Below are 21723 nucleotides of genomic sequence, written 5' to 3' on the forward strand. Positions count from 1 at the left end.
CACTACGTGTTATCATAGTATTATGGTTATGAAATAAGTAAACGGAGGGATATTTTTATGAAAAAAAGAATTCTAACCACGATGATGTCGGGGCTTATGGCGGTAAGTCTGCTTCCGATGTCGGCATTTGCAACAGAGACGGACAATGCTCAGCAGTCGGATGACTCAATTATTGAGGAAGGAGCTGAGTATGTCGAGGGACAAGTTATTGTTCTTTATAAGGATGGAAAGGTTACGACAGAAGCATCCGGAAGCGCCACGCCTGAGGTGTCAGACGAATTTGGCTCTACAATGCGGTCGATAACGAGCTCCTCGAAAGTACGAAAGGAAATCAAAAAAGAACTGAATAACACTTTGTCCGATCAGAAGAAAATTCTGAAAAAATCATTGGGGGAATCATATGTTGTAGAAGACACCATTGTATTTGATGATGACAATGAAAAGACAGATGATTTGGTAACGAGTGTGATCTCTTCCGATGAGTATACGACAGAGCAATTGGTCGAGAAGTTATCAAAAAACAGCTCGGTAGAGATTGCGGAGCCAAACTATATCGTGAAGGCAGAGTCCACAACCAAGGCAACCGAGTCAATAAGTGATGAATATAAGGACACGGAATATCATCTGGATGATACGAATATAAAGCAGCTATGGAATAATTACACAGAAAGCGATGGCGAAGAGGTAGTCGTTGCAGTATTAGATACCGGTGTAGATTATTCACATGAAGATTTGAAAGATGTAATGTGGACCAATACACTTGCACCATCGGCCTTGGCAGGAGAGCATGGATTTGACTTTGTAAGCGATGATGCTTATCCGATGGATGATAACGGACATGGTTCACACTGTGCAGGTATCATTGCAGCAGAGGCGAATGATGCCGGAATTGCCGGTGTTGCCAGTAAAGCATCGGAAGTTAAGATTATGGGCGTGAAAGTATTAGATGAAGCCGGTTCCGGATATGGTAGTGACATTTTGGCAGGATGGTATTATATCATGCAGGCATGTGAAAATGGCATTAACGTAAAAGCGGTAAACTGCTCACTGGGTGGATCGTATCGAAGTGAAGTGGAGAGCCAGGTAATCAAAGAGTTGGGTGCTACCTATGGCGTGGTTAGCTGTCTTGCAGCCGGCAATGACACGCAAAATATTGATTACTTCGCATCAAGCCCTGCAAGTGTTGACTCGGATTGTGCATTAACGGTTGCGGCTACAAATGAAGAAGGAAATCTTGCAAGCTATTCCAATTATGGCGAAAAAAATGTAGATATTGCAGCACCGGGAACCAATATTGTTTCATCGGTAAGTTATAATAGCTTGCTTCCATATATTTATGATGATGCTCAGTTAGAAGAAGTCACACAAATCTATGGTGAAGTGACAGACAATGCAACGGTTGATACAGTGAACAGTACAGTAACCCTTGACCGTGTCAGTGATAATATATCAGCATTTGGAACGGGTGTTTTAAAGACGACGGACAATACTGCAATAATGACTTTATCAAAGACAACGGCGCAAGGAACTCTTAGCGGTGCTGATTCTAATTTGGAGTGGACCATTAGCAATCCGACAAAAGGCGGAAAATATCTGCTGGTATTCCCATTCGATCATAGCGGACTTACCGGGGATGAAGCAGCCAATATGTTGTATCGGGTTATTACAAATGGTGAGGATGAAGTTGGTTTGGAATGCGGAGATTTCATTTTCAAGGAGACCGGAGAATTATCCTATTTAGAGGATGAAGATTTAGAAATTCGAGATATTACATTTTCATACTCTGCTATAAATGATATTTGGATGAATTTTAATATTGGTACTTGGGACAGTATGTATAGATTGTATACCCAAAATGAAGTGGAAGCAGCCGGAGATGGTTATAGTGCGGGACTTGGAATTTTGGTAACAGCAAATGGCACAGAAGATATTACTGTTTTACTTGAGGATGTAGCGGTTACGAAACAGCTTTATGATGAAACGAATGATACATCGCTAGAAGACGAGTTTGGCAAATATGATCTTTATTCCGGAACTTCTATGGCGACTCCGGTTGTGACAGGTTCTGTGGCCATGCTTGCAGCATTGAATCCTTCTGCAAGCGCACAAGAGCTGTGTGCAATGGTAAGAGGAAATGTTAATACGAATAATGAAATTAAGGTTTCGACAGCCGGAGTGATTGATTTTTCTGATTATACAGATACAACCAAGCAGCAGACCGTGATTACGAAAGCAACGGTAGATGGCTCCAAAAAGACAGTTACGCTAAGCGGTGAGAATTTTGGAGATACGGCCGGCACACTTGCTTATTATGATATGAATGCAGAGGATTATGATGATTCAACGGATGAGAACGTAACCGTTGATGCGTCCAAGATTAGTTGGAGTGACAGCGAGATTGTAATAAGTGATGCAAGTTTGATTGGTAAGAATGTGCAATTTACGATAACAACCAGCGCCTCAAAGACGGCTAAGTATGCAGATTATCTTGTAGATGGTATGACAGAATTTACCGATGAAGGAACCATACCGCTTCTTACAATGACAGATGATTGGGGCGATGAAGTGGAAAGTGCACCGGGTATGTTAAACGGTAGCGATGTTTTGCGGTTTTATGACGCAAACGGTATCATTTATCAATATAATAGTTATAATAATGAAACGGCATACGGAGATGATTACTTAGATGACTATTCTGAGGATGATACTGCAGGTGGCGGATATTATATGGAAGCCGATCCGGCAGAACTTCTTTCTTCTTATGATTGTGCATCAAAATGGAATCTAACAGATAAGCAGTCACAAAAACTTGCAATTAAGGATGTTTTAGGGGTTGCTTATGACCAAAATATTATTTATGAAATCTTGAAAATCTCTACGAGTGGAACGGAACATTATCTCCTGGCCGGTTATGATACGGATACGGCTGAATGGAACGTTTATTACGACAGTTATGGAAAGAAAACGGCAGATATTCCATTTGCACAGTTGTCTAGTACAAGTATGACGGTTTACAATGGTTATTTGTATATGCTTGGTGGTTTGAGCAGTGTAGATGACGGACTTGGCGATAATTCGCAGGCACTTGATACGATTTATGCCGGTCAGATTTCGAAGGCTTCTTCTTGGACAACCAGCAATATGATGGTAGCTACGTTGCCGCAGACAACCTATGGAGGAAAGGTGCAAGCCTATGATGGTAAGATATATTATGCATTAGGACAGGAAAATGCCCTGATTTCACAGGATGTATATTGTTATGACATTTCGAAAAAGACTTGCTCAACTTATGTGACGCTCCCGGATGTAATTCGTGATCCGGTGATTAAAACACATGCGATGAATGGCGCATATGCGGATTATTTGCAGGGAACTTTAGGAGTCTATGGAAATGGACTGGTGATAAGCGGTATTTCGTTTGACGGATATGGCGATATGCTTTATATCAATACAAGCAACAAAACTGTTTCGAGTGCTTATGCAACAATTCATAGTGGTGTGATTTATGATTCGGTTGTCGGCATGACCATTGGAGATAAAGTATATGTTGGATATGCGGATACCGGAGAAGATGGAGGCAGCGAGGCTATTCGTCTGCGCAGCTTCAGTCTTTCGACAAGTGCATTTTCTAATATTGAAATAAATTATGCCGGTCTTGGAGGCGGAAGTGTTAGCGGAGATAACCTTTATGTGAAGGGTGAAAAAATCAGTGGAACCATCAAGGCAGATAGCGACTCATTTATCCAAAAAGTTGTGATAGATGGTAAGACCGTGAAGACCGGAACAGCTAAAACAAAGGTAAAATCTTATTCTTATTCTTTCACCGCTTCAAAAACAAAGCACATCATTAAGGTTACTTTTGGCAAATATGTAAGTAAGGTGAAGTTTACAAAGAAGAAAACGAAGATTAAAGCAGGTAAGAGTTTTACGTTCAAGGCAACCACAAACGGAACGAACAAGAATGTTAAGTGGAAAGTAAGCAATAAGAAATATGCGAAGATTACCGCGAAGGGCAAATTCACAGCCAAGAAAAAGGGCAAGGGTAAGACCGTTAAGGTAACCGCAATTTCAAAAGAAAATTCTAAGTACAAAAAGACAATTAAGGTGAAAATCAAATAGACCTGTCTAGGTAATGAAAAAGGTAGAAGAGGCCGCAAGTGATCTTGCGGTCTCTTACATTTTACAAAAATAGTGAAAAGGAATATAGACAATTCCATTCTTATGGAGGAAATGATACAATGATTTTGGCAAAATTATTGAGGGAGGATCTTACAGATGGTTGCATTACAGCTTACAAATGAACAGCAATTTTTGGATGCGCTGCTTAAGAATAATACATTTGACAATTTTTTGCTGGAAGAAGCTACAATCTTTTCGTTGGCGACGTTCTCGATTGACGGACATATCAATGAAAGTCTGTTAAAAGGCGATGATGAGAAGCGCGCGATGTTTGAAGGATGTGACTGTCTGCCATTTTCTTATCTGAAGAAATCATTTGCGGCTTACTTTGCAGATCCAAAACTTATTCACTCTTATCAGTTGACCATGAAACTTTCGACGGAGAATTTGATTCGGACGATTCGCGCCATTGATGAAAAATTATCGCCGGCAGATTATGCCGGATTATATATGAATTTTCGGATGCAGAATCAGCTTTTGACTTGTACACCGGGCGTGTCGCATCTGACATTTACGATGGATCATCAGGTGGATCGAGCTTGGGATCATATGACGGAAGTTTTTTTGAAGCAAAGCGGGCTGGAATATGAAGCGTTGTAGGCATGGGATTGGAAACTGAAAAATTGTACTTATCCTAGAACAAGAACACATTTCTATGTATATATCTTTTAAAAAATCATTTTATTTCAATCGTATTTCACCAAAAAAAGACATATAAAGTCGCAATACAGAGGGTAACAGGGCGCTAACGTAAGTTCGCGCCTTTTTATGCGAAATGCACAAAAAATGGCATGGTATACCATTAAAATACGGTTATTCCGAATTTGAATGATAGTAAAAATAAACAAGAAAACAAGAAGAGAATATCCTTGTTATAATGAAAATGTCAAAAAAGTAAGATTGGCGCATTTTGTTAATGTGTCAAAATCAACAATAACAAAAGGAGAAGAGGATATGTCAGAACTTGTAAGAAAAACGATGATGACGACCGGTGGTCCTGTTTTCGTATATGTAGACGAAGAAGAGGATAAAATCGTCAGAGTTACACCGATGGATCTGGATGATGATGATGCTCCTGGTTGGAAGATTGAGGCCAGAGGTCATGAATTCACACCACCAAGAAAAACAACGGTTACACCAGTTACACAGCAGTTTAAATCAATGATTTATTCGGATCGTCGTAACTTGTACCCAATGAAGAGAGTGGACTTCGATCCAAATGGTGACAGACATGAAGAAAACAGAGGTATTTCCGGATATGAGAGAATCAGCTGGGATGAAGCTCTTGACATTGTCTGTAATGAAATTAGAAGAATCAAGAGAGATTATGGTCCTGGTGCAATGGTGATTGAGCCATCCTCTCATCATTTATGGGGAACGGTAGGATACCGTCACTCAACATTATTTAGATTTATGAATGCCACAGGTATGACCTATGCGGATCATAACCCGGATTCGTGGGAAGGTTGGCACTGGGGTGCAACACATATGTACGGATTTACAGCTCGTCTTGGTAATCCGGAGCAGACAGATTTGTTGGAAGACTGCTTGCAGAATTGTGAAATGATGGTATTTTGGTCATCAGACCCAGAGACCAATAATGGTATTTACGGAGCTTTTGAAAGTACAATTCGTCGTCGCTGGCTGAAAGAACTCGGCGTTAAGATGATATTTATCGATCCATATTATAACCATACCAATCAGTTATATGGAGGAAAATGGTTCTCACCACAGCTTGGTACAGATGCGGCATTAGCACTTGGTATCGCTCATACATGGCTGGTAGAAGGAACTTATGATAAAGAATATGTAAAGACACATGCTGAAGGATTTGAAGAATGGACAGATTATGTGTTAGGTAAGTCAGATGGAATTGAAAAGTCAGCGGATTGGGCTGCAAAAGAATGTAAGATTCCGGCATATGATATCCGTGCACTTGCAAGAGAGTGGGCAAAACATAAGACGATGCTTGCTGCCGGCGGACTTGGCGGATGGGGCGGATGCTGCCGTTCACCAATCGGTATGGACTGGTCAAGAATGATGATTGCATTAATTACCATGCAGGGTCTTGGTAAGCCGGGTATTAATATCTACTCTACAACACAGGGTGTGCCGGTAGATTCTGACTTCTATTTCCCTGGATATGCAGATGGTGGTATCTGTGGTGATGCACAAAACTCTGCTGCAGGAGCAGTTCTTGCATATAGAATGTTCAACGGCGTAGATTCAAGACCGATGACTTCGAACCTTTCAACAGCGGCTGCCGTTCACGTAGACCGTATGCGTCTGCCGGAGACCATCTTAGATGATCGCGTAGAGTGGTATGGTCGTGGATTCGTTGGAGATTCACAAGAGCAGCAGTTCCATGAATATCATTATCCGGCAAATGGATTTAGCCGTGTTCAGATGCTTTATAAGTATGGTGGTTCACATATCGGAACTATGGGACAAGGTGACCGTTATGCAAGAATGTATCGTACTAAGAAACTTCCATTTGTAGTCAGCCAGTCAATCTGGTTTGAAGGAGAAGTTCCATTTGCAGATATTATTCTTCCTGCATGTACGAACTTTGAAAGATGGGATATCGGTGAATGGGCATCGAACTCTGGATACAACCCGGATTCACATAACCAGGCAAACTACCGCGTGATTACACTTCAGAAGAAATGTATTGAGCCACTTGGAGAGTCTATGTCTGATTACGAAATCTTCCATGCAATCTGTGAACGACTTCATGTTGGAGATGTATTCTCAGAAGGAAAGACAGAACTTGGTTGGGTAAAGCAGATGTTCTATGCATCAGATCTTCCAAAGGTAGTTTCTTGGGAAAAATTCTTCGAGAAAGGTTACTTTATCGTACCGCTTGATGGTAAGGCACCGTCAGCACCTGCATTCCGTTGGTTCGCAGAAGGAAGAGAACAAGATACAAGAGGATGGATTTCAAGATTCCGTCCGGGCGATTTGGTAGATCAGCAAGGTCTGCAGACACAGTCCGGTAAGATTGAATTCGTTTCTAATTCGTTAAAGAGATTTGGTCACTATGACACAGATGATACAGAAAGACCGCTTATGCCGATGTATATTCCATCTTGGGAGGGACATCATACAGAGCGTATTAAGAAATATCCGCTTGCAGTACTTTCACCGCATCCACGTTTTAGTTTCCATACACAGGGTGATGGAAAGGATTCCTTTGTTCAGGATATCGAAGACCACCGCGTATTTGTAGATGGATTCTGGTATTGGATTATGAGAATTAATCCGAAGGATGCCAAGGCAAGAGGCATTAAGAATAATGACCTTGTAAAGGCTTACAACGATAGAGGTGCCGTTATCTTTGCAGCGCAGGTAACAGAACGTGTACCGGAAGGAACATGCCACTGCTACGAATCTTCTGCAGAGTATAAGCCACTTGGTGAGCCGGGACATTCTGTAGATCGTGGTGGATGTATCAACATCTTAACACCTTCAAGATTCTTATCAAAATATGCAACCGGTATGGCTACGGAGCACTGTCTTGTTGAAATTGAAAAATGGGATCGTGCAGAGCTTAAGGATTACAAGGAAAAACCACTTGATAAGAACCACGGTGGAGCTGAAGAAAAAGCAAACTGGAATAATCCTGCCAATGTACCTGTAGGTGCAACAATTAAGGAAGGTCAGTTCTATACAGATCCAAACTGTGATGAAATGGTTTGGACAGAAAAAGCTTGGAAATTCTCCGGATCACAGTGGAAAGGAGGCCAAAAATAATGAGCAACAAACAGCATTATTTAGTAATAGATTTAGATTTATGTTTTAACTGTAATAACTGTCGTATGGCCTGCATGGATGAACATGTAGGTAACGACTGGAAACCTTATACAGAATCCATGCCGCGTCATCATGCGAACTGGATTGAAACAACACAAAAGGTTCGTGGTCAGGCTCCACGTATCGATGCCTGCTATCTTGTAAAACCATGTCAGCATTGCGAAAACGCAGAATGTATGAAGGCGTATCCGGATCAGGTGTATCGTCGCGAAGATGGTATCGTATTGATTGACCCGGAAAAGGCACGTGGAAATAAGGATTTGGTAAATCACTGTCCATATCATGCAATGAGCTGGAACGAAGAATTACAGGTAGCACAAAAATGTACTATGTGTGCACATATCTTAGACAGCGATCAGCAGCCATGCATGCCACGTTGTGCACATTCCTGTCCAACAGAGTCACTTAGACATATGTTTGTGACTCCGGAGGAGATGGACAAGATTGTAAAAGAGGAAGCGTTAGAAGAACTTCATCCACAACTTGGCTCTAAGCCACATGTATTTTACAAGAATCTGTATCGTTTCACAAAGAACTTCATTACAGGATGTATCTTAAAGGATAACGACTGTGTGGAAGGTGCAGAGGTTGTTTTGAATGGTGAAGGTGTAGTCTTTGATCAAAAGACAGATTGTTTTGGCGAATTTAAATTTGACAAACTTGAGCCGGGAACTTACGCAATCGAGGTAAATGGAAAGCCGATTAAGAGTGTAACCATTACAGAGTCCTTAGATGCAGGCCCGATTGAAATCTAGGAGGTGCGAATCATGAGTAACTATAATGTTGTTCCTGCTAATGAAATTCAGACGAATACGGAAACATTGACATTATCTAAAGAAAAGATTCTTCGTATCATCTACGATGCAGTAAAATGTAAGGTAATGCCATGCGTGATAAATGCTCCAAAAGATACTCCAAAGGAACTTATGGAAGAAATCATAGCAGCAGGATATCGCGTTGAAGTATCTCCTTGGAACAAGGAAAAAGATCAGTGGAGAGTATTCTGGGATTTTGCAGCATACAGAACTGTAGAGAAAGATCAGGATGATACCAAGACGTATTTAGACGTATATGAAAAGTAATGAAATCGACTGTAACGAGAAAATGTCGAAAAGATCAACAGCCCGCCGGAGTTTCCGGTGGGCTGTTTCATTTTTTCATCTAAAGTGCACAAGAGGAGGAAACTAATTTTGGGTAAATGGTTTCTTGCGGCTACTGGGGGTTCGTGTTACCATTAAGGAAACGAAAAGTATAAATGGAGTTTCCTAAAAAGGGAGAATGCAATGAATAGAAACCGCGATAATAAGGTGAAAGTATTAGAGGCGACAACGAGGGTATTTAAGAAAAAGGGAATGAAGTTTACCATGGATGATATCGCAAAAGAATTGTCCATGAGTAAGAAGACAATCTATACAATTTTCCGGGATAAAGAGGAAATCCTTTATGATATGGTCGATTATGCATTTGACAAAATCAAAGAAAGCGAAAAGCAAGTGTTAAATGATCATAATATGGATACGGTGGAAAAACTTCGAAATCTTTTGGGAGTTTTGCCGGAGGGATATAAAGAGCTGGATTTTAGACAGCTGATAATGCTTCGTACAAAGTATCCGGTGATTTATCAAAAAATCGAGCAGCGTCTTGAAAATGGCTGGGAGGCAACGCTTCGTCTCATCGAGCAGGGCATAGAAGAGGGCGTATTAAGACCGGTCAATCTTGTGATTTTTAAGTCTACTTATGAGGCGGCAATTGAGCAGTTTCTAGAAAGAGATATTTTGATTTCCAATAACATTGAGTATGCTGACGCGTTAGAAGAAGTCGTTGCAATCATGGTAGATGGTATCATTGAGAAAAGGAGGGGAATCGGATGGAAGAAAGGTCGAAGGTGATTTTTGGAAACGAAATAAGTAATGCGGCATATAAAAAAGCGTTGCGTTCGAAACAAAAATACATCAAAAAGTACGGCGACGACAGTGGTGCGGATTATCCGGTTGTACTTCAAAAGAATCCTTACATCGGAGATTCGTTAAATGTTGTGAACGTTCTGGTTGGGGATGTGCAGGAGAATGTCCATTATAATCCGGCAGATAACAATCTCAAATCGACATTTGACCTGGATAACGGGATTATTGTGGGAAATATCCGCATGGGATTTGGTCATTATCGCATCTCTATGGCAATGGCATCGGCGGCAAAAGCGCTTGGCTATACGCCGTATTGGATGGATCTTAACAGTTATTCTCAAACAACGTGTACAAAGGTAATCGAAGCGCAGAATCATCTATATTCATTAGGCTCGAGATTGTCGAAGAATCCACTGTTTAACAAGTTTGTCTGGGAACCGATGAACTATGAAGGATTTCGGGCTTTGACTTATAATGCATCCGATCAAAAGAATGCAGAGCTTATGGCTCCGGTGTATCAAAATATTCCAAAGGAGATTCCGGTAATCGCAACGCATGTATGGCCGGCACAGGCGGCTGTTCACGCAGATATGAAATACGTGGTAAATGCGATTCCGGACAATTGGCCGATGGCGCTTCACTATGCGGAGGGCGCAGTACATACCATCCAGTGCCGGAATGCTTATATGGGATATCGTATTTGTAATGGGATGGCAAAAAAAGAGGTATTAAAACCAATGCCAAAGGAAGCACTTGTTTATACCGGTCATTATATCGATCATGAATTGGTCAGTAATATTACGGAGGATTGCAAGGCGAGAATTGCACGTAAAGAAAAGGGTGCGCCGATTCGGTTTTTGTTGACGATTGGAGGAGCCGGTGCGCAAAAAGAAATATTTGCCGCAATCATCCGACATTTGCTTCCAATGATTACACAAAAGAAGGTTACGCTGTATGTAAATGTCGGCGATTACAAGAATGTTTGGGAGGATTTGCTTAGAGAAATTCCGCAGATGAAAGAAGTTTCAAAAGAACATTTTGATGATTGGAACGATACAGTGCATTTTGCGGCGGATGCACGGAATCCGGAAAATGAGATTACCGGAATTCATGGTTTTTGGCATAAAAATATATTTGAAGCGGTATACGCAACAAATCTTTTGATGCGAAGTGCAGATGTGCTAGTGACAAAGCCTTCGGAACTGGCGTTTTACCCGGTGCCAAAACTTTTTATCAAGCGAGTTGGAAAGCATGAAATGTGGGGTGCAATTCACTCGGTGGAAATCGGGGATGGAACCTATGAATGCCGGGATATACCGCACACGATGCAAATGCTTGACCTTTTTTTGCAAGAGGATGATTTGCTGGTGGATATGTGTCACAATATCATGAAAAATAATGAGCAGGGAATATATAACGGTGCATACAAGGCGGTAGAACTTGCAATGCGCTTGAAGGAGGAAGGTTAGTATGGAAACAAAGAGACTTACGGGATCGGAAAAGTTCGCATACGGAATCGGTGCAGTTGGAAAAGATATGGTCTATATGTTGTCAGCCAGCTATATTCTGTATTATTACCAGGACATTATGGGCGTCAGTGCCTGGATTATGGGTGTGATTTTATTGATTGCACGAGTGTTTGATGCATTTAATGATCCGATTATGGGGGTTTTGGTTGCGAAGACTAAGACAAAATGGGGAAAATTTAGACCATGGTTGTTTGTCGGTACACTGACAAATGCTATCATTTTGTATTTTATGTTTGCAGCACCACCTACGCTTGATGGTGGCGGACTAGTAGCCTATGCGGCATGCTTTTACATCATTTGGGGCGTGACTTATACGATGATGGATATTCCGTATTGGTCAATGGTTCCGGCATTTACAGACAGTGGTAAAGAGCGAGAGAATCTTTCGGCGTTGGCACGTACGTGTGCCGGTGTTGGTTCTGCAATTATCACGATTGTGACGGTTATGGCAGTTACAAGTATTGGTTCTGCTGCGGCGGCTAAGACAACAGATTTGCAGACGATAGACATGGCGGATTATCAGACAACCGTATATGTCATGGAACGTAATGATGCGCAGGTGGCGACCGGAAGCATGATGGTTTGTGAAGATGGGATGGAATCTTTGACCGTATCCGCGGACAAATCTGAATTTGAAGAAGCCATCTTATTTAACCAGGATAATTCAGAGTACACAATTCAGATTGATGATATCGAGCTTGATGGCGATAACAGCGCTATGAATATCGTTCTTGACTCGGTGGACAGTAAAGAAGCTGTTGTGGTGGTATATGTTACAGAAAGCCAGTTTGAAAGCCTGTCAGAATCGGATCAGCATACCATCCGCGGAGAGGTTTCCTCGACAAAAGAGGTGGAAAGACTTGGTTACAAATATTTTTCTTTGATTGTGGCCGTTTTGTTTTTTGTATTTATCTTAATTACCTGTCTTCGTATTAAGGAAAAATCTTCGGTTAATATGAAGACGGCATCTGTGAAGGAAATGTTCCGTTCACTGGTTCAAAATGATCAGGCAATGACGATGGTTATTGCGATTGTGCTAGTGAATACCGCCGTGTATATTACATCGAATCTGCTAATCTATTTCTTCAAATATGATTTGGGCGGTGCAAGCTGGACCGGTAATTATACATTGTTTAACACCTTTGGCGGTGGTATTCAGATTATTTCAATGATCGTTTTCTTCCCGTTGCTTCGAAAGTTTTTTACGATTATGAAGGTGTTTTATATCAGCGTGGGCTCTGCCATTATCGGTTATGTGGTGTTGCTTGCGATGGCGCTTGTCGGGGTCAGCCAGGTATATCCGTTTTTTGTACCGGGATTTTTTATCTTTGCAGCAGTTGGCATGTTGAATGTTATCGTAACGGTATTTTTGGCAAATACGGTTGACTATGGTGAAGTGAAAAATGGTAGAAGAGATGAGTCGGTGATCTTCTCTATGCAGACATTTGTCGTTAAGCTTGCCAGCGGCGTTGCAGCGCTGATTGCATCTGTATGCCTGTCTGTCTTTCATATCAGTGAATCTGAGCAGACTTTTGAGCTGGTAAATGGAAGTGCGGTGAAGGGAATCACCAAGATGTTGTATGACATTGTAGATCATGGTGCTTCGATTGTGACAAATGATTCCGTTGTGGGTCTTCGTATGACGATGACACTTCTTCCAATTCTGGCGTTGGTTATTGCCGTTATCGTATTTAGAAAGAAATATATTTTAACAGATGAGAAGCTTGATGAGATTACCAAAGAGCTAAAATCCAGACATGAAATAAGTGTTGAAAAAGCATAGAAAAAGGGCGTATCGCTTAGGCGATGCGCCTTTTGCAGTTGTGTAATAGCAGGAATGAAATTCTTTGGTCTGGCCAGGTGACAGGAATGTCTGGCATTTTAGATGTATAATAGGTATAATGTTAAGTGGAGAGTTATTGAAAAGACGAGTCGAGAATCTGACACTCGCTCTTTTTGGGGGGTAAAGAAAGGAAGCGAGATAAGATGGTTATAGCGACCACGATGTGTAAACTCTTTTTTGCAATGCTTATAGGATTTTTGCTTGCAAAAAAAGAGATTCTTACCAAAGAAGCTACGGGCAAGATGTCGGCCATGATCGTGCAGATTACATGCCCGTGTTTGATTTTAAGCAGTATTTCTACCGTATCCCATGATGGGGGAGGTATGGTGCTGCGATTGTTTGTTTCCGGAGTGGTAATGTATATTATTTTTCCGGTTCTGGCAATTGTTTTTACGCGACTGATGAGAGTGCCTAAGCATCTTCGGGGAACTTATATGTGTATGTTTATATTTTCCAACAGTATGTTTATGGGCTATCCGGTAGTACAGGCGTTATTTGGAGACAGTGCAATCTTTTATATTACGATCTTCAATATGCCATTTAATATTTTGTTCTTTACTTTGGCAATGCATTTATTTCAGAAGGATGCTGCCACCGAGACTGGAGGGTATGAGAAACAAAAATTAGAACTTCGTAAAGTGCTGAACAACGGAATCATCGCATCGATTGCGGCTTTAGTTATTTATTTTGTCGATATTCCGTTACCTGACATTTTCTACACTTGTGTTGGCTTTGTCGGAAATATCACAACGCCGCTTTCTATGATTATTATTGGTGCGTCAATGGGCTCTGTTGTGTTACGTGACTTAAAGAGAGAAAAGGGAATCTGGCCGATGCTTCCGATTCGCCTGATTTTGTTGCCAATTATTACTTGGTGCGTACTGCACCTGTTTCTTTCAGATGCGACACTGATTAGTATCTGCACGGTTGGTGCAGGTATGCCGGTTGCTTCATTGGTGGCAATGGGAAGTGCGCAGTATCCGAGACAAAGTTTTACGGCTTCGATTGGAGTGGCTGTTTCTACAATTTTATCATTGATTACTATTCCAATCATGGTAATCGTTCTTCAGCAGGTTTCTTAAGGAGGAGAATATGGAACTTACAATTTCAGAGGCAGTTAGATATATTGGTGTTGACGATCTTGATCTTGATTTGTTTGAGAGTCAGTATGTAGTGCCGGATGGTGTTTCCTACAATTCTTATTTGATTATGGATGAGAAGGTGGCATTGATGGATACCGTTGATGCACGTGGTATGGATGCGTGGGAAGAGAACCTGAAGCGTGAACTTAATGGACGTAAGATTGATTACCTTGTGATTTCTCACATGGAGCCGGATCATAGCGGCAGCCTTGCACGCGTGCTGGAACTGTACCCGGATGTCATTCTTGTCGGTAATGCCAAGACCTTTCAACTGGCGGAGAACTTCTTTGGTGATGTGATTAAGAGCGCGCAGAAGCTGACGGTTGGGGAAGGAGAGACCCTGAATCTTGGTGTGCATAAGCTTCATTTTTATTTGGCTCCTATGGTGCACTGGCCTGAGGTTATGGTTGCTTATGAAAGCAGCGAGAAGATTTTATTCTCAGCGGATGCGTTTGGTAAGTTTGGTGCACTGAGTAAAGAAGAGGACGATTGGGCCTGTGAAGCTCGTCGTTATTATTTTAATATTGTTGGTAAATATGGTCAGCAGGTTCAAAAACTACTTGCGAAATTATCGGACGTACAAGTTAGTACAATTTGTCCGCTTCATGGGCCGATATTGAAAGAGCATCTAGAGACGTATCTTGATCTTTATGATACATGGAGTAAATATGAACCGGAAGACGAAGGTATCTTAGTTGCCTATGCTTCGATTCACGGAAACACGGCAGTAGCAGCAAAGAAACTTGCCAATATGCTTGAAAAGGCAGGTGCTAAGAAGGTTGCTCTTGCCGATCTGTGTCGTGATGATATGGCAGAAGCAATTGAAGATGCTTTTCGTTATGATCGGATGGTGCTTTGCGCTGCTAGCTATGATGGTGGTGTATTCCCACCAATGGAGGATTTTTTACATCACTTAAAGTCTAAGATGTATCAGAATCGTACAATTGGTATTCTTGAAAATGGTTCCTGGGGGCCAACAGCAGCCCGGACTATGAAGGGAATCTTAGAAGGTATGAAAGATCTTACAATTGTGGAGCCTGTTGTGACAATTCGTTCCAAGATGAAGGGTAGTGATATCTCTGCTATGCAAGAGCTTGCAAAAGCTATGTGCAAATAAGAAAAGACATTTGTTCCGCACACCTAGGGGTGTGCGGAAATTTCCTTATTATGGTAGAATTCTCAAAACAAATCAGAAAAAACAACAGCAGGACATAAGATAGCCCAATATAAGTGGAGGAAACAAATGACACAAGAAGAATTTCTGCAAGAATATAAAAAACAAGAATATCCGAAACCATCAGTGACAGCAGATATCATTTTGTTTTCAGAAGAAGAAAAAGAAAATAAGGTGCTTCTTATTAAGAGAGGAAATCATCCTTATAAAGATTGTTATGCCTTTCCGGGAGGATTTGCCGAGCCGGGCGAGACCATTGATGAGACAGCGCAGAGGGAATTAAAAGAAGAGACCGGCTTAGATGTGAAGAATCTTCAGCCGCTTCGTGTATTCTCAGATCCAAATCGAGATCCGCGAGGCTGGACGATGACACAGGCCTACGTTGCAATAATTGATGCAGGCAAGATGCCGGTGAAAGCAGGTGATGATGCAAGGGATGCAAAATGGTTTCGCATTTCACAAATCCAAGAAAATGAGGAAAGAAAGATCCTGTTGATTAGCGATGAAGAGAGGATCATGATTCGTGTAAAAGGAATGGAAGAAAAGAAACTCTCGCCGCAAATAACGCTTATCGAAAGCGAGAATATAGCATTCGATCATGGATTAATCATGGCATATGCCATTCATAGATATGAGTATTTACAAAGGATGAAAGAATGGTAAAAAATGAGGACTGTAATCTAGTCCTCATTTTTGGTATCCAGCCATTTCATAAAGCAAAGGAAATTCCAGATGATATCTGCAAGAGAGGAATGCTTAGATGGATTATCGTAAAATGTTTTCAACAAAAACAAGGTGCCGTCCTTAGAAAGATAATCCTGACGGATAAGCGCGCTTTCACTTAAGGTATCGAGCGCAAATTCTTTAAGAGGACCTGTTAAATAAGCATAATTGGGCTGAACAAAACCAGCCTTTTTTCGATAAACAATTCGCTTAGGAAGATAGTCGGTGGCAAGTTCTTTCATAAGCCGCTTTCCGTAGTCATCGCGCGCATTGCAGGTTAACGAATCGGCTTTGCTACGAGAATCAAGGGAGGCGACATATTCTACCAATCGGTAGTCCAAAAACGGAGAACGCACCTCTAAAGAATGTGCCATGGACAGATGATCAGAGTAATGAAGCACCTGGTTTGGCAGCAGATTGAGACCATCATATTCAAGAGAACGGCAAAAGACATCGTGTCCCTTTTGCTGGTCTTTGATTTGGCGAATCAGATGCAAGGTGGCTTCTTGACGGGCATAACGTCTCATACGACGAGAAAGAAACAGCTTCTTGTCAGCATCGGTCAAAAGGGTCATACGCTCAGCAAGTAAAGCTTCATCGCCTTTTGTAAATTCATAAAGAGACTTAAGATAGTCAATCTGATCATGAAAATACCCAAGCTCAGTTGGCGTAGAGGCAATCTGCTTTGCAAAGCGTTGCATAGGCAAAGCCAGGATGTGCGGCAGATAACCACCAAACAATTCATCAGCACCGTCGCCGCTAAGAGCAACCTTGATATTGCTCGCAGCATATGCAGACAAAAAATAAGTAGAAATCGGTCCGGAAAATGGTTCGAAAAAAATACGGCAGATCTCATCTAGCGAAGAAATTACATCATCACCGGAAATGGAATGAATATGGTGCGAAAGAGAAAGCATAGAAGCAACCGAAGAAGCGGCTGAAATATCGCTATCATTATCGTGCTGCAGAGTATAAGCATCAAGATGCACACCATGAAAACCGGCAATGGAAGCAATGAGAGCCGAATCTAGACCACCACTCAAAAAGAGACCTTGCGGGGCATCGCTGTTAAGACGAATCTTGACGGCATCTTCTAAAAGATTGCGAAGCTTCTCGCGCTCGTAGGTTTCTTTACGAGCATAACAATCGCTAAGAGACCAGTACGTGCGAAGAGAGATCTGATTATTTTCAAATGCAAGTTCTTGTCCCGGAAGCAGAGCTTTAACAGCGCTATAGGCAGTAGATGGGGCGATTGTATTTTTGAAAGAAAAGTATTGATAGATAGCCATATCATCAAGGGTTCGATCGGTATCCGGATGTGCGAAAAGCGTACGAATCTGCGAAGCAAAAATCAGGGCTCCGGATGGCAGGATGCTGTAGTATAAAGGTTTAGCACCAAGCCTGTCACGATAAAGTAACAGCACATTAGAGCGCTTATCCCAGATGGCAATTGCGAACATACCATTAAGCTTAAGGACGAAGTCACGCCCCCATTTCAGGTAAGCTTGAAGTAATACCTCGGTATCCGAGCGATCGGAAGAGAAACGAACGCCAAGCTGCATAAGCTCCTTGCGAAGACACGGAGCATTATAAATCTCACCATTAAAAATCAGGACAACCTTACCGCCGGCTCCGTAGAAAGGTTGTCTGCCACCGACCTTATCTAAAATGATAAGCCGGCGAACACCAAGCTGTATATCCAGGCTTTCAAAAAAGCCACAATCATCGGGGCCGCGCTGGATAAGAGTATTCGTCATCGCATGAAGTAACCTTGTATTGCGCGCCCCGGAAAATCCACAAATTCCGCACATGTTAGTACCATTCTTTCACAGTTTTTTGCTATAATAATCTTATTAGAATTATTATAACAAATGAATGAGGAAAATGAACATGAAGGTCCTACTTCATATGGGAAATTATAAGACGGGAACAAGTGCACTGCAGCAGTATTTGAGCGAACATGCCAAAGAGATAAGCCGGCAGGGGATATACTATGGCAAGGAACAAAAAGAACTTTACTTCGCGCATGCATTCTTCGCCTGTGCAGTACTAAAACAGGCATTAAAGGGGCAGAATTTTTGGGCAAAGGAACCAAAAATCTGGGAGAGAATCCAGCGAAGCGGGGAAGAGCTTTTGCAAGAAATGGTGCAAGAAGCACGCAAGATGGGGTGCCATACGGTTGTGATTTCACAAGAAGGTATCCTTTGTGAACTACTAAGAACGCTCGGAGGACTTTGGAAAAGTCAGTTCAGCGGAGCGTATGACGAGGATGAGATGCTGATCAAATATCATAAGACGATGTATGAGCTTTTGCGCAAGTCGTTTGATGAGATTGAAGCTTTGATATTTTTAAGAAGGCAGGATGAATATCTTGAGTCGCAATACAAACAATATATCAAATGGCCTTGGAAAGAAGACGCTGTGAAGCTTCCGGAATTTTCCGAATTTGTAGCATTAAGACCGGTAAGACTTCATTACAAACCGGTATTGGATATTTTGGCATTCATATATGGAAAAGATGCGCTGCGCGTTATGGGGTATGGGGAAAAGACCGATACTGTGGAAGAAATCATTAAACTGCTCAAGCTACAGAGGAAAGAGGAGAAGACATTAAAGAATTCCAATCCATCTCTCAACATGGATGCGACGGAATTTCGAAGGAAATATATAAAACCGGAAGCAATCTATAACGAAGAATTGCTGCAAGTACTTTTAGAATATTCCAAAGAACATCCGCAGCCGGAATTGACATATATAAAGCCGCAGATGTGGCAGCAACTCAAAGAAACTTATGAGAAGGAAAATCGGCAGATAGCCGAGCAATATATGACACCAGCAAGTAAACCGATTCCACCATTTGAGTGGAAAGAAAAGACACTGTATAAGGGGCTGAAGGTGGAACAACTAGAAGAAATATTTGGTCTGTTTCGCTGATAAAGAAAAGTATGAGAACGAAGATTAATTTAAATAATGACTGGGAATTTACCGGGGAATTTACGAAAGAATTTTATAATGGAGAAGCAGGAGCGTATGAAAAGGTGCGCCTGCCGCATACCTGTAGGGAACTTCCGATGCATTATTTTGATGAACGGGATTATGAGATGATAAGCGGCTACAGGAGAATGATTTTCGCAAATCCGTTCTGGAAGGGAAAACGTCTCTTTTTGGTGATAGAAGCGGCCGGTCATAAGAGTGAAGTTTATTTCAATGGAAAAAAACTGGCCGAGCATCAATGCGGTTATACGGAATATGAAGTAGAACTGACAGGGATGATAAAGTGGGAAAAGAACAATCTGCTTGTCATAAAGGTAGATTCGCGAGAGGAACTCAATCAACCGCCATTTGGTTATGTGATTGATTATCTGACTTATGGTGGTTTGTACCGCGAAGTGAGACTAGAGCTGCGCGATCCGGTATATTTGGGAGATATCTACGCCATTGGAACGGTCCAAGGAAAGATTGACAACAAAAAAGGATATTGCAATCTGAAGACGCATACACAGATAAAACATTTGCCAAAGAATCATAGTATGGAAATCTGCCAGCAACTTTACGATGGCGACAAATGTCTTGCGACGATGAAAAAAGATTATCGGGATATGCGCGAAAGAGTTGAAGAGCGTATGTATAGCGATGAAATCTATTATGAAATGAATTTTTCCGTAGGACAGATGAAGCTGTGGGATGTCGATCAGCCCAAACGATATCGACTCGAGACGCTGCTGATGTATCATGGAAAGGTGATTGACCGAGTTAGTCAAATGGTGGGATTTCGAAAGAGCGAATTTCGAGCAGAAGGCTATTATCTAAATGGAAGAAGATTGAAATTCTGCGGATTGAACCGGCATCAAAGTTATCCATATGTAGGCTATGCCATGCCCGAATCCATGCAGCGTCTTGATGCTAGGATTTTAAAAGAAGAGTTGGGGGTAAATGCGGTAAGAACCTCGCACTATCCACAATCAAAATATTTTCTGGAAGAATGCGATCGGTTGGGATTGCTGGTATTTACGGAGATTCCGGGCTGGCAGCACATCGGAGATGAAGCCTGGAAGCGACAGGCAATGGAAAATGTGCAGGATATGATTGTGCAATATCGAAATCACCCATCCATTATTATCTGGGGAGTTCGAATCAATGAGTCAGCGGATGATGATGAGTTTTATACCATGACAAATAAGATTGCGCATGCACTTGATGAAACTCGTCCAACAAGCGGGGTGCGTTATCTAAAGAAAAGCCATTTGCTAGAAGATGTCTATGCATATAATGATTTTTCGTATGATGGAACGGGAAATGGCTGTGAGCCAAAGAAGAAGGTTACATCGCAAGAAGATAAACCTTATATCATCAGCGAGTACAATGGTCATATGTACCCAACAAAGAGTTTTGATAACGAAAAGCATCGGCAAGAGCATGCGCTGCGTCATGCAAAAGTGTTAAATGATATTGCAATACAAGAAGGCGTTGCGGGGTCTTTTGGATGGTGTATGTCAGATTATAATACGCATTCGGATTTTGGAAGTGGTGATAATGTATGTTATCACGGAGTTATGGATATGTTTCGAAATGCCAAGATGGCAGCAGCAGTCTATGCTTCGCAGTCTGAGAATGCGCCGGTATTGGAAGTGACATCGGCCTTTGATATCGGGGAAAATCCGGCCGGTAATCGTGGGCGCATCTTTATCTTAACCAATGCACAAAAGGTGCGGATGTATAAGAACGATGTCCTGATTCGAACCTACCAGGCGCAGTCTGAGGAGTATCCTTATATGCTACATCCTCCGATCGAAGTGGATGATTTTATCGGCAATCAGATAGAAATCGGAGAGGATTTTGAACCAAAGCAGGCAATGCTTGTCAAGGAAATTCTCAATTATGGAGCGCGCTTTGGCTATCAGCATTTGCCGATTCGATTGTTGCTGAAAGGTGCCTGGCTATTGCTTCGATATCGAATGAATTTTCAGCAGGCGTATGCCCTTTACGGAAAATACATAGGAGACTGGGGCAAGAAAGGTTCGAGCTTTAAGTTTGAGGCTGTTTATGAGAATCAGGTAGTGAAGACCGTAACGAAAGGTCCGGCTAATTCCATTAAGCTTGAAGCGGTAGCCGATCATGTCCTGTTAAAGGAAAAAACAACTTATGATGTCGCTTTGGTGCGAATTAAAATGGTCGATCAAAATGGTAATATATTGCCATATTATAACGAACCTGTCACAGTTAGAACGAAAGGAATGTTGCAGATTATTGGACCAAAGACATTTTCCTTGCAAGGAGGAATGGGCGGAGTATTTCTAAAAACGCAGGGAATCAGCTCGGATGCTGAAGTTACGATAAGTGCGAATGGAGCAGAGACTGTGAAGATTTCCTTTAGGATAGAAGCGGAATAAGGATTCGAAATTATTTCACATATTCT

The 21723-nt window shown here is 41.7% G+C and carries 14 protein-coding genes; 13 read left to right on the top strand and 1 reads right to left on the bottom strand.

Annotation, left to right across the window (positions count from 1 at the left end; genetic code table 11):
• The first annotated feature begins 57 nt into the window (after positions 1-57).
• The 11 genes from BLS20_RS04820 (at position 58) to BLS20_RS04870 (ending at position 16247) form a co-directional block, all read left to right on the top strand.
• Positions 58-4119 (top strand): S8 family serine peptidase, encoded by a 4062-nt coding sequence (locus BLS20_RS04820; protein ID WP_090172812.1) that lies wholly within the window; start codon positions 58-60, stop codon positions 4117-4119.
• A gap of 156 nt (positions 4120-4275) precedes the next feature.
• Positions 4276-4779 carry a DUF5721 family protein gene (locus BLS20_RS04825; protein ID WP_090172815.1) on the top strand — a complete coding sequence of 168 codons (504 nt, stop codon included), beginning with the start codon at positions 4276-4278 and terminating at the stop codon, positions 4777-4779.
• Positions 4780-5007: 228 nt separating this feature from the next.
• A complete protein-coding gene (locus BLS20_RS04830; protein WP_242870530.1) occupies positions 5008-7932 on the top strand; it encodes a molybdopterin-dependent oxidoreductase in 2925 nt (974 codons plus the stop codon).
• Positions 7932-8747 (top strand): 4Fe-4S dicluster domain-containing protein, encoded by an 816-nt coding sequence (locus tag BLS20_RS04835; RefSeq protein WP_090172819.1) that lies wholly within the window; start codon positions 7932-7934, stop codon positions 8745-8747. Before BLS20_RS04830 ends, BLS20_RS04835 begins: the two co-directional genes overlap by 1 nt.
• A gap of 12 nt (positions 8748-8759) precedes the next feature.
• Entirely contained in the window at positions 8760-9074 is a 315-nt protein-coding gene (locus tag BLS20_RS04840) for a hypothetical protein (RefSeq protein WP_090172821.1), read from the top strand.
• Positions 9075-9275: 201 nt separating this feature from the next.
• On the top strand, positions 9276-9881 hold the full coding sequence (locus BLS20_RS04845) for a TetR/AcrR family transcriptional regulator (RefSeq protein ID WP_090172823.1): 606 nt from the start codon (positions 9276-9278) through the stop codon (positions 9879-9881).
• A complete protein-coding gene (locus tag BLS20_RS04850; RefSeq protein ID WP_090172825.1) occupies positions 9860-11365 on the top strand; it encodes a DUF6937 domain-containing protein in 1506 nt (501 codons plus the stop codon). Before BLS20_RS04845 ends, BLS20_RS04850 begins: the two co-directional genes overlap by 22 nt.
• Position 11366: 1 nt before the next feature.
• Positions 11367-13208, top strand: coding sequence for an MFS transporter (locus tag BLS20_RS14065; protein ID WP_341443189.1), 1842 nt, complete (start codon positions 11367-11369; stop codon positions 13206-13208).
• Between the two features lie 203 nt (positions 13209-13411).
• Complete coding sequence (locus tag BLS20_RS04860) at positions 13412-14350, top strand: AEC family transporter (protein ID WP_090172827.1); 939 nt, start codon at positions 13412-13414, stop codon at positions 14348-14350.
• Positions 14351-14360: 10 nt separating this feature from the next.
• Entirely contained in the window at positions 14361-15527 is a 1167-nt protein-coding gene (locus BLS20_RS04865; protein WP_090172829.1) for an FprA family A-type flavoprotein, read from the top strand.
• 126 nt (positions 15528-15653) lie between these two features.
• A complete protein-coding gene (locus tag BLS20_RS04870; RefSeq protein ID WP_090172831.1) occupies positions 15654-16247 on the top strand; it encodes an NUDIX domain-containing protein in 594 nt (197 codons plus the stop codon).
• A 17-nt stretch (positions 16248-16264) separates the two neighbouring features.
• Here the strand turns inward: BLS20_RS04870 and asnB are convergent, their stop codons facing one another.
• Complete coding sequence (asnB, locus tag BLS20_RS04875) at positions 16265-18118, bottom strand: asparagine synthase (glutamine-hydrolyzing) (RefSeq protein WP_090172833.1); 1854 nt, start codon at positions 18116-18118, stop codon at positions 16265-16267.
• 97 nt (positions 18119-18215) lie between these two features.
• On the opposite strand from asnB, the gene BLS20_RS04880 reads away from it, so the two are divergent.
• Together BLS20_RS04880 and BLS20_RS04885 are read left to right on the top strand one after the other, a co-directional pair.
• Complete coding sequence (locus tag BLS20_RS04880) at positions 18216-19241, top strand: hypothetical protein (RefSeq protein WP_143010223.1); 1026 nt, start codon at positions 18216-18218, stop codon at positions 19239-19241.
• Between the two features lie 11 nt (positions 19242-19252).
• The gene (locus BLS20_RS04885) at positions 19253-21697 is read left to right on the top strand and encodes a glycoside hydrolase family 2 protein (protein WP_090172837.1); all 2445 of its coding nucleotides are present in this window, start codon (positions 19253-19255) and stop codon (positions 21695-21697) included.
• The last annotated feature ends 26 nt before the right edge of the window (positions 21698-21723 follow it).

The organism is Eubacterium oxidoreducens (assembly GCF_900104415.1).
Taxonomy (GTDB): Bacteria; Bacillota; Clostridia; order Lachnospirales; family Lachnospiraceae; genus Eubacterium_C; species Eubacterium_C oxidoreducens.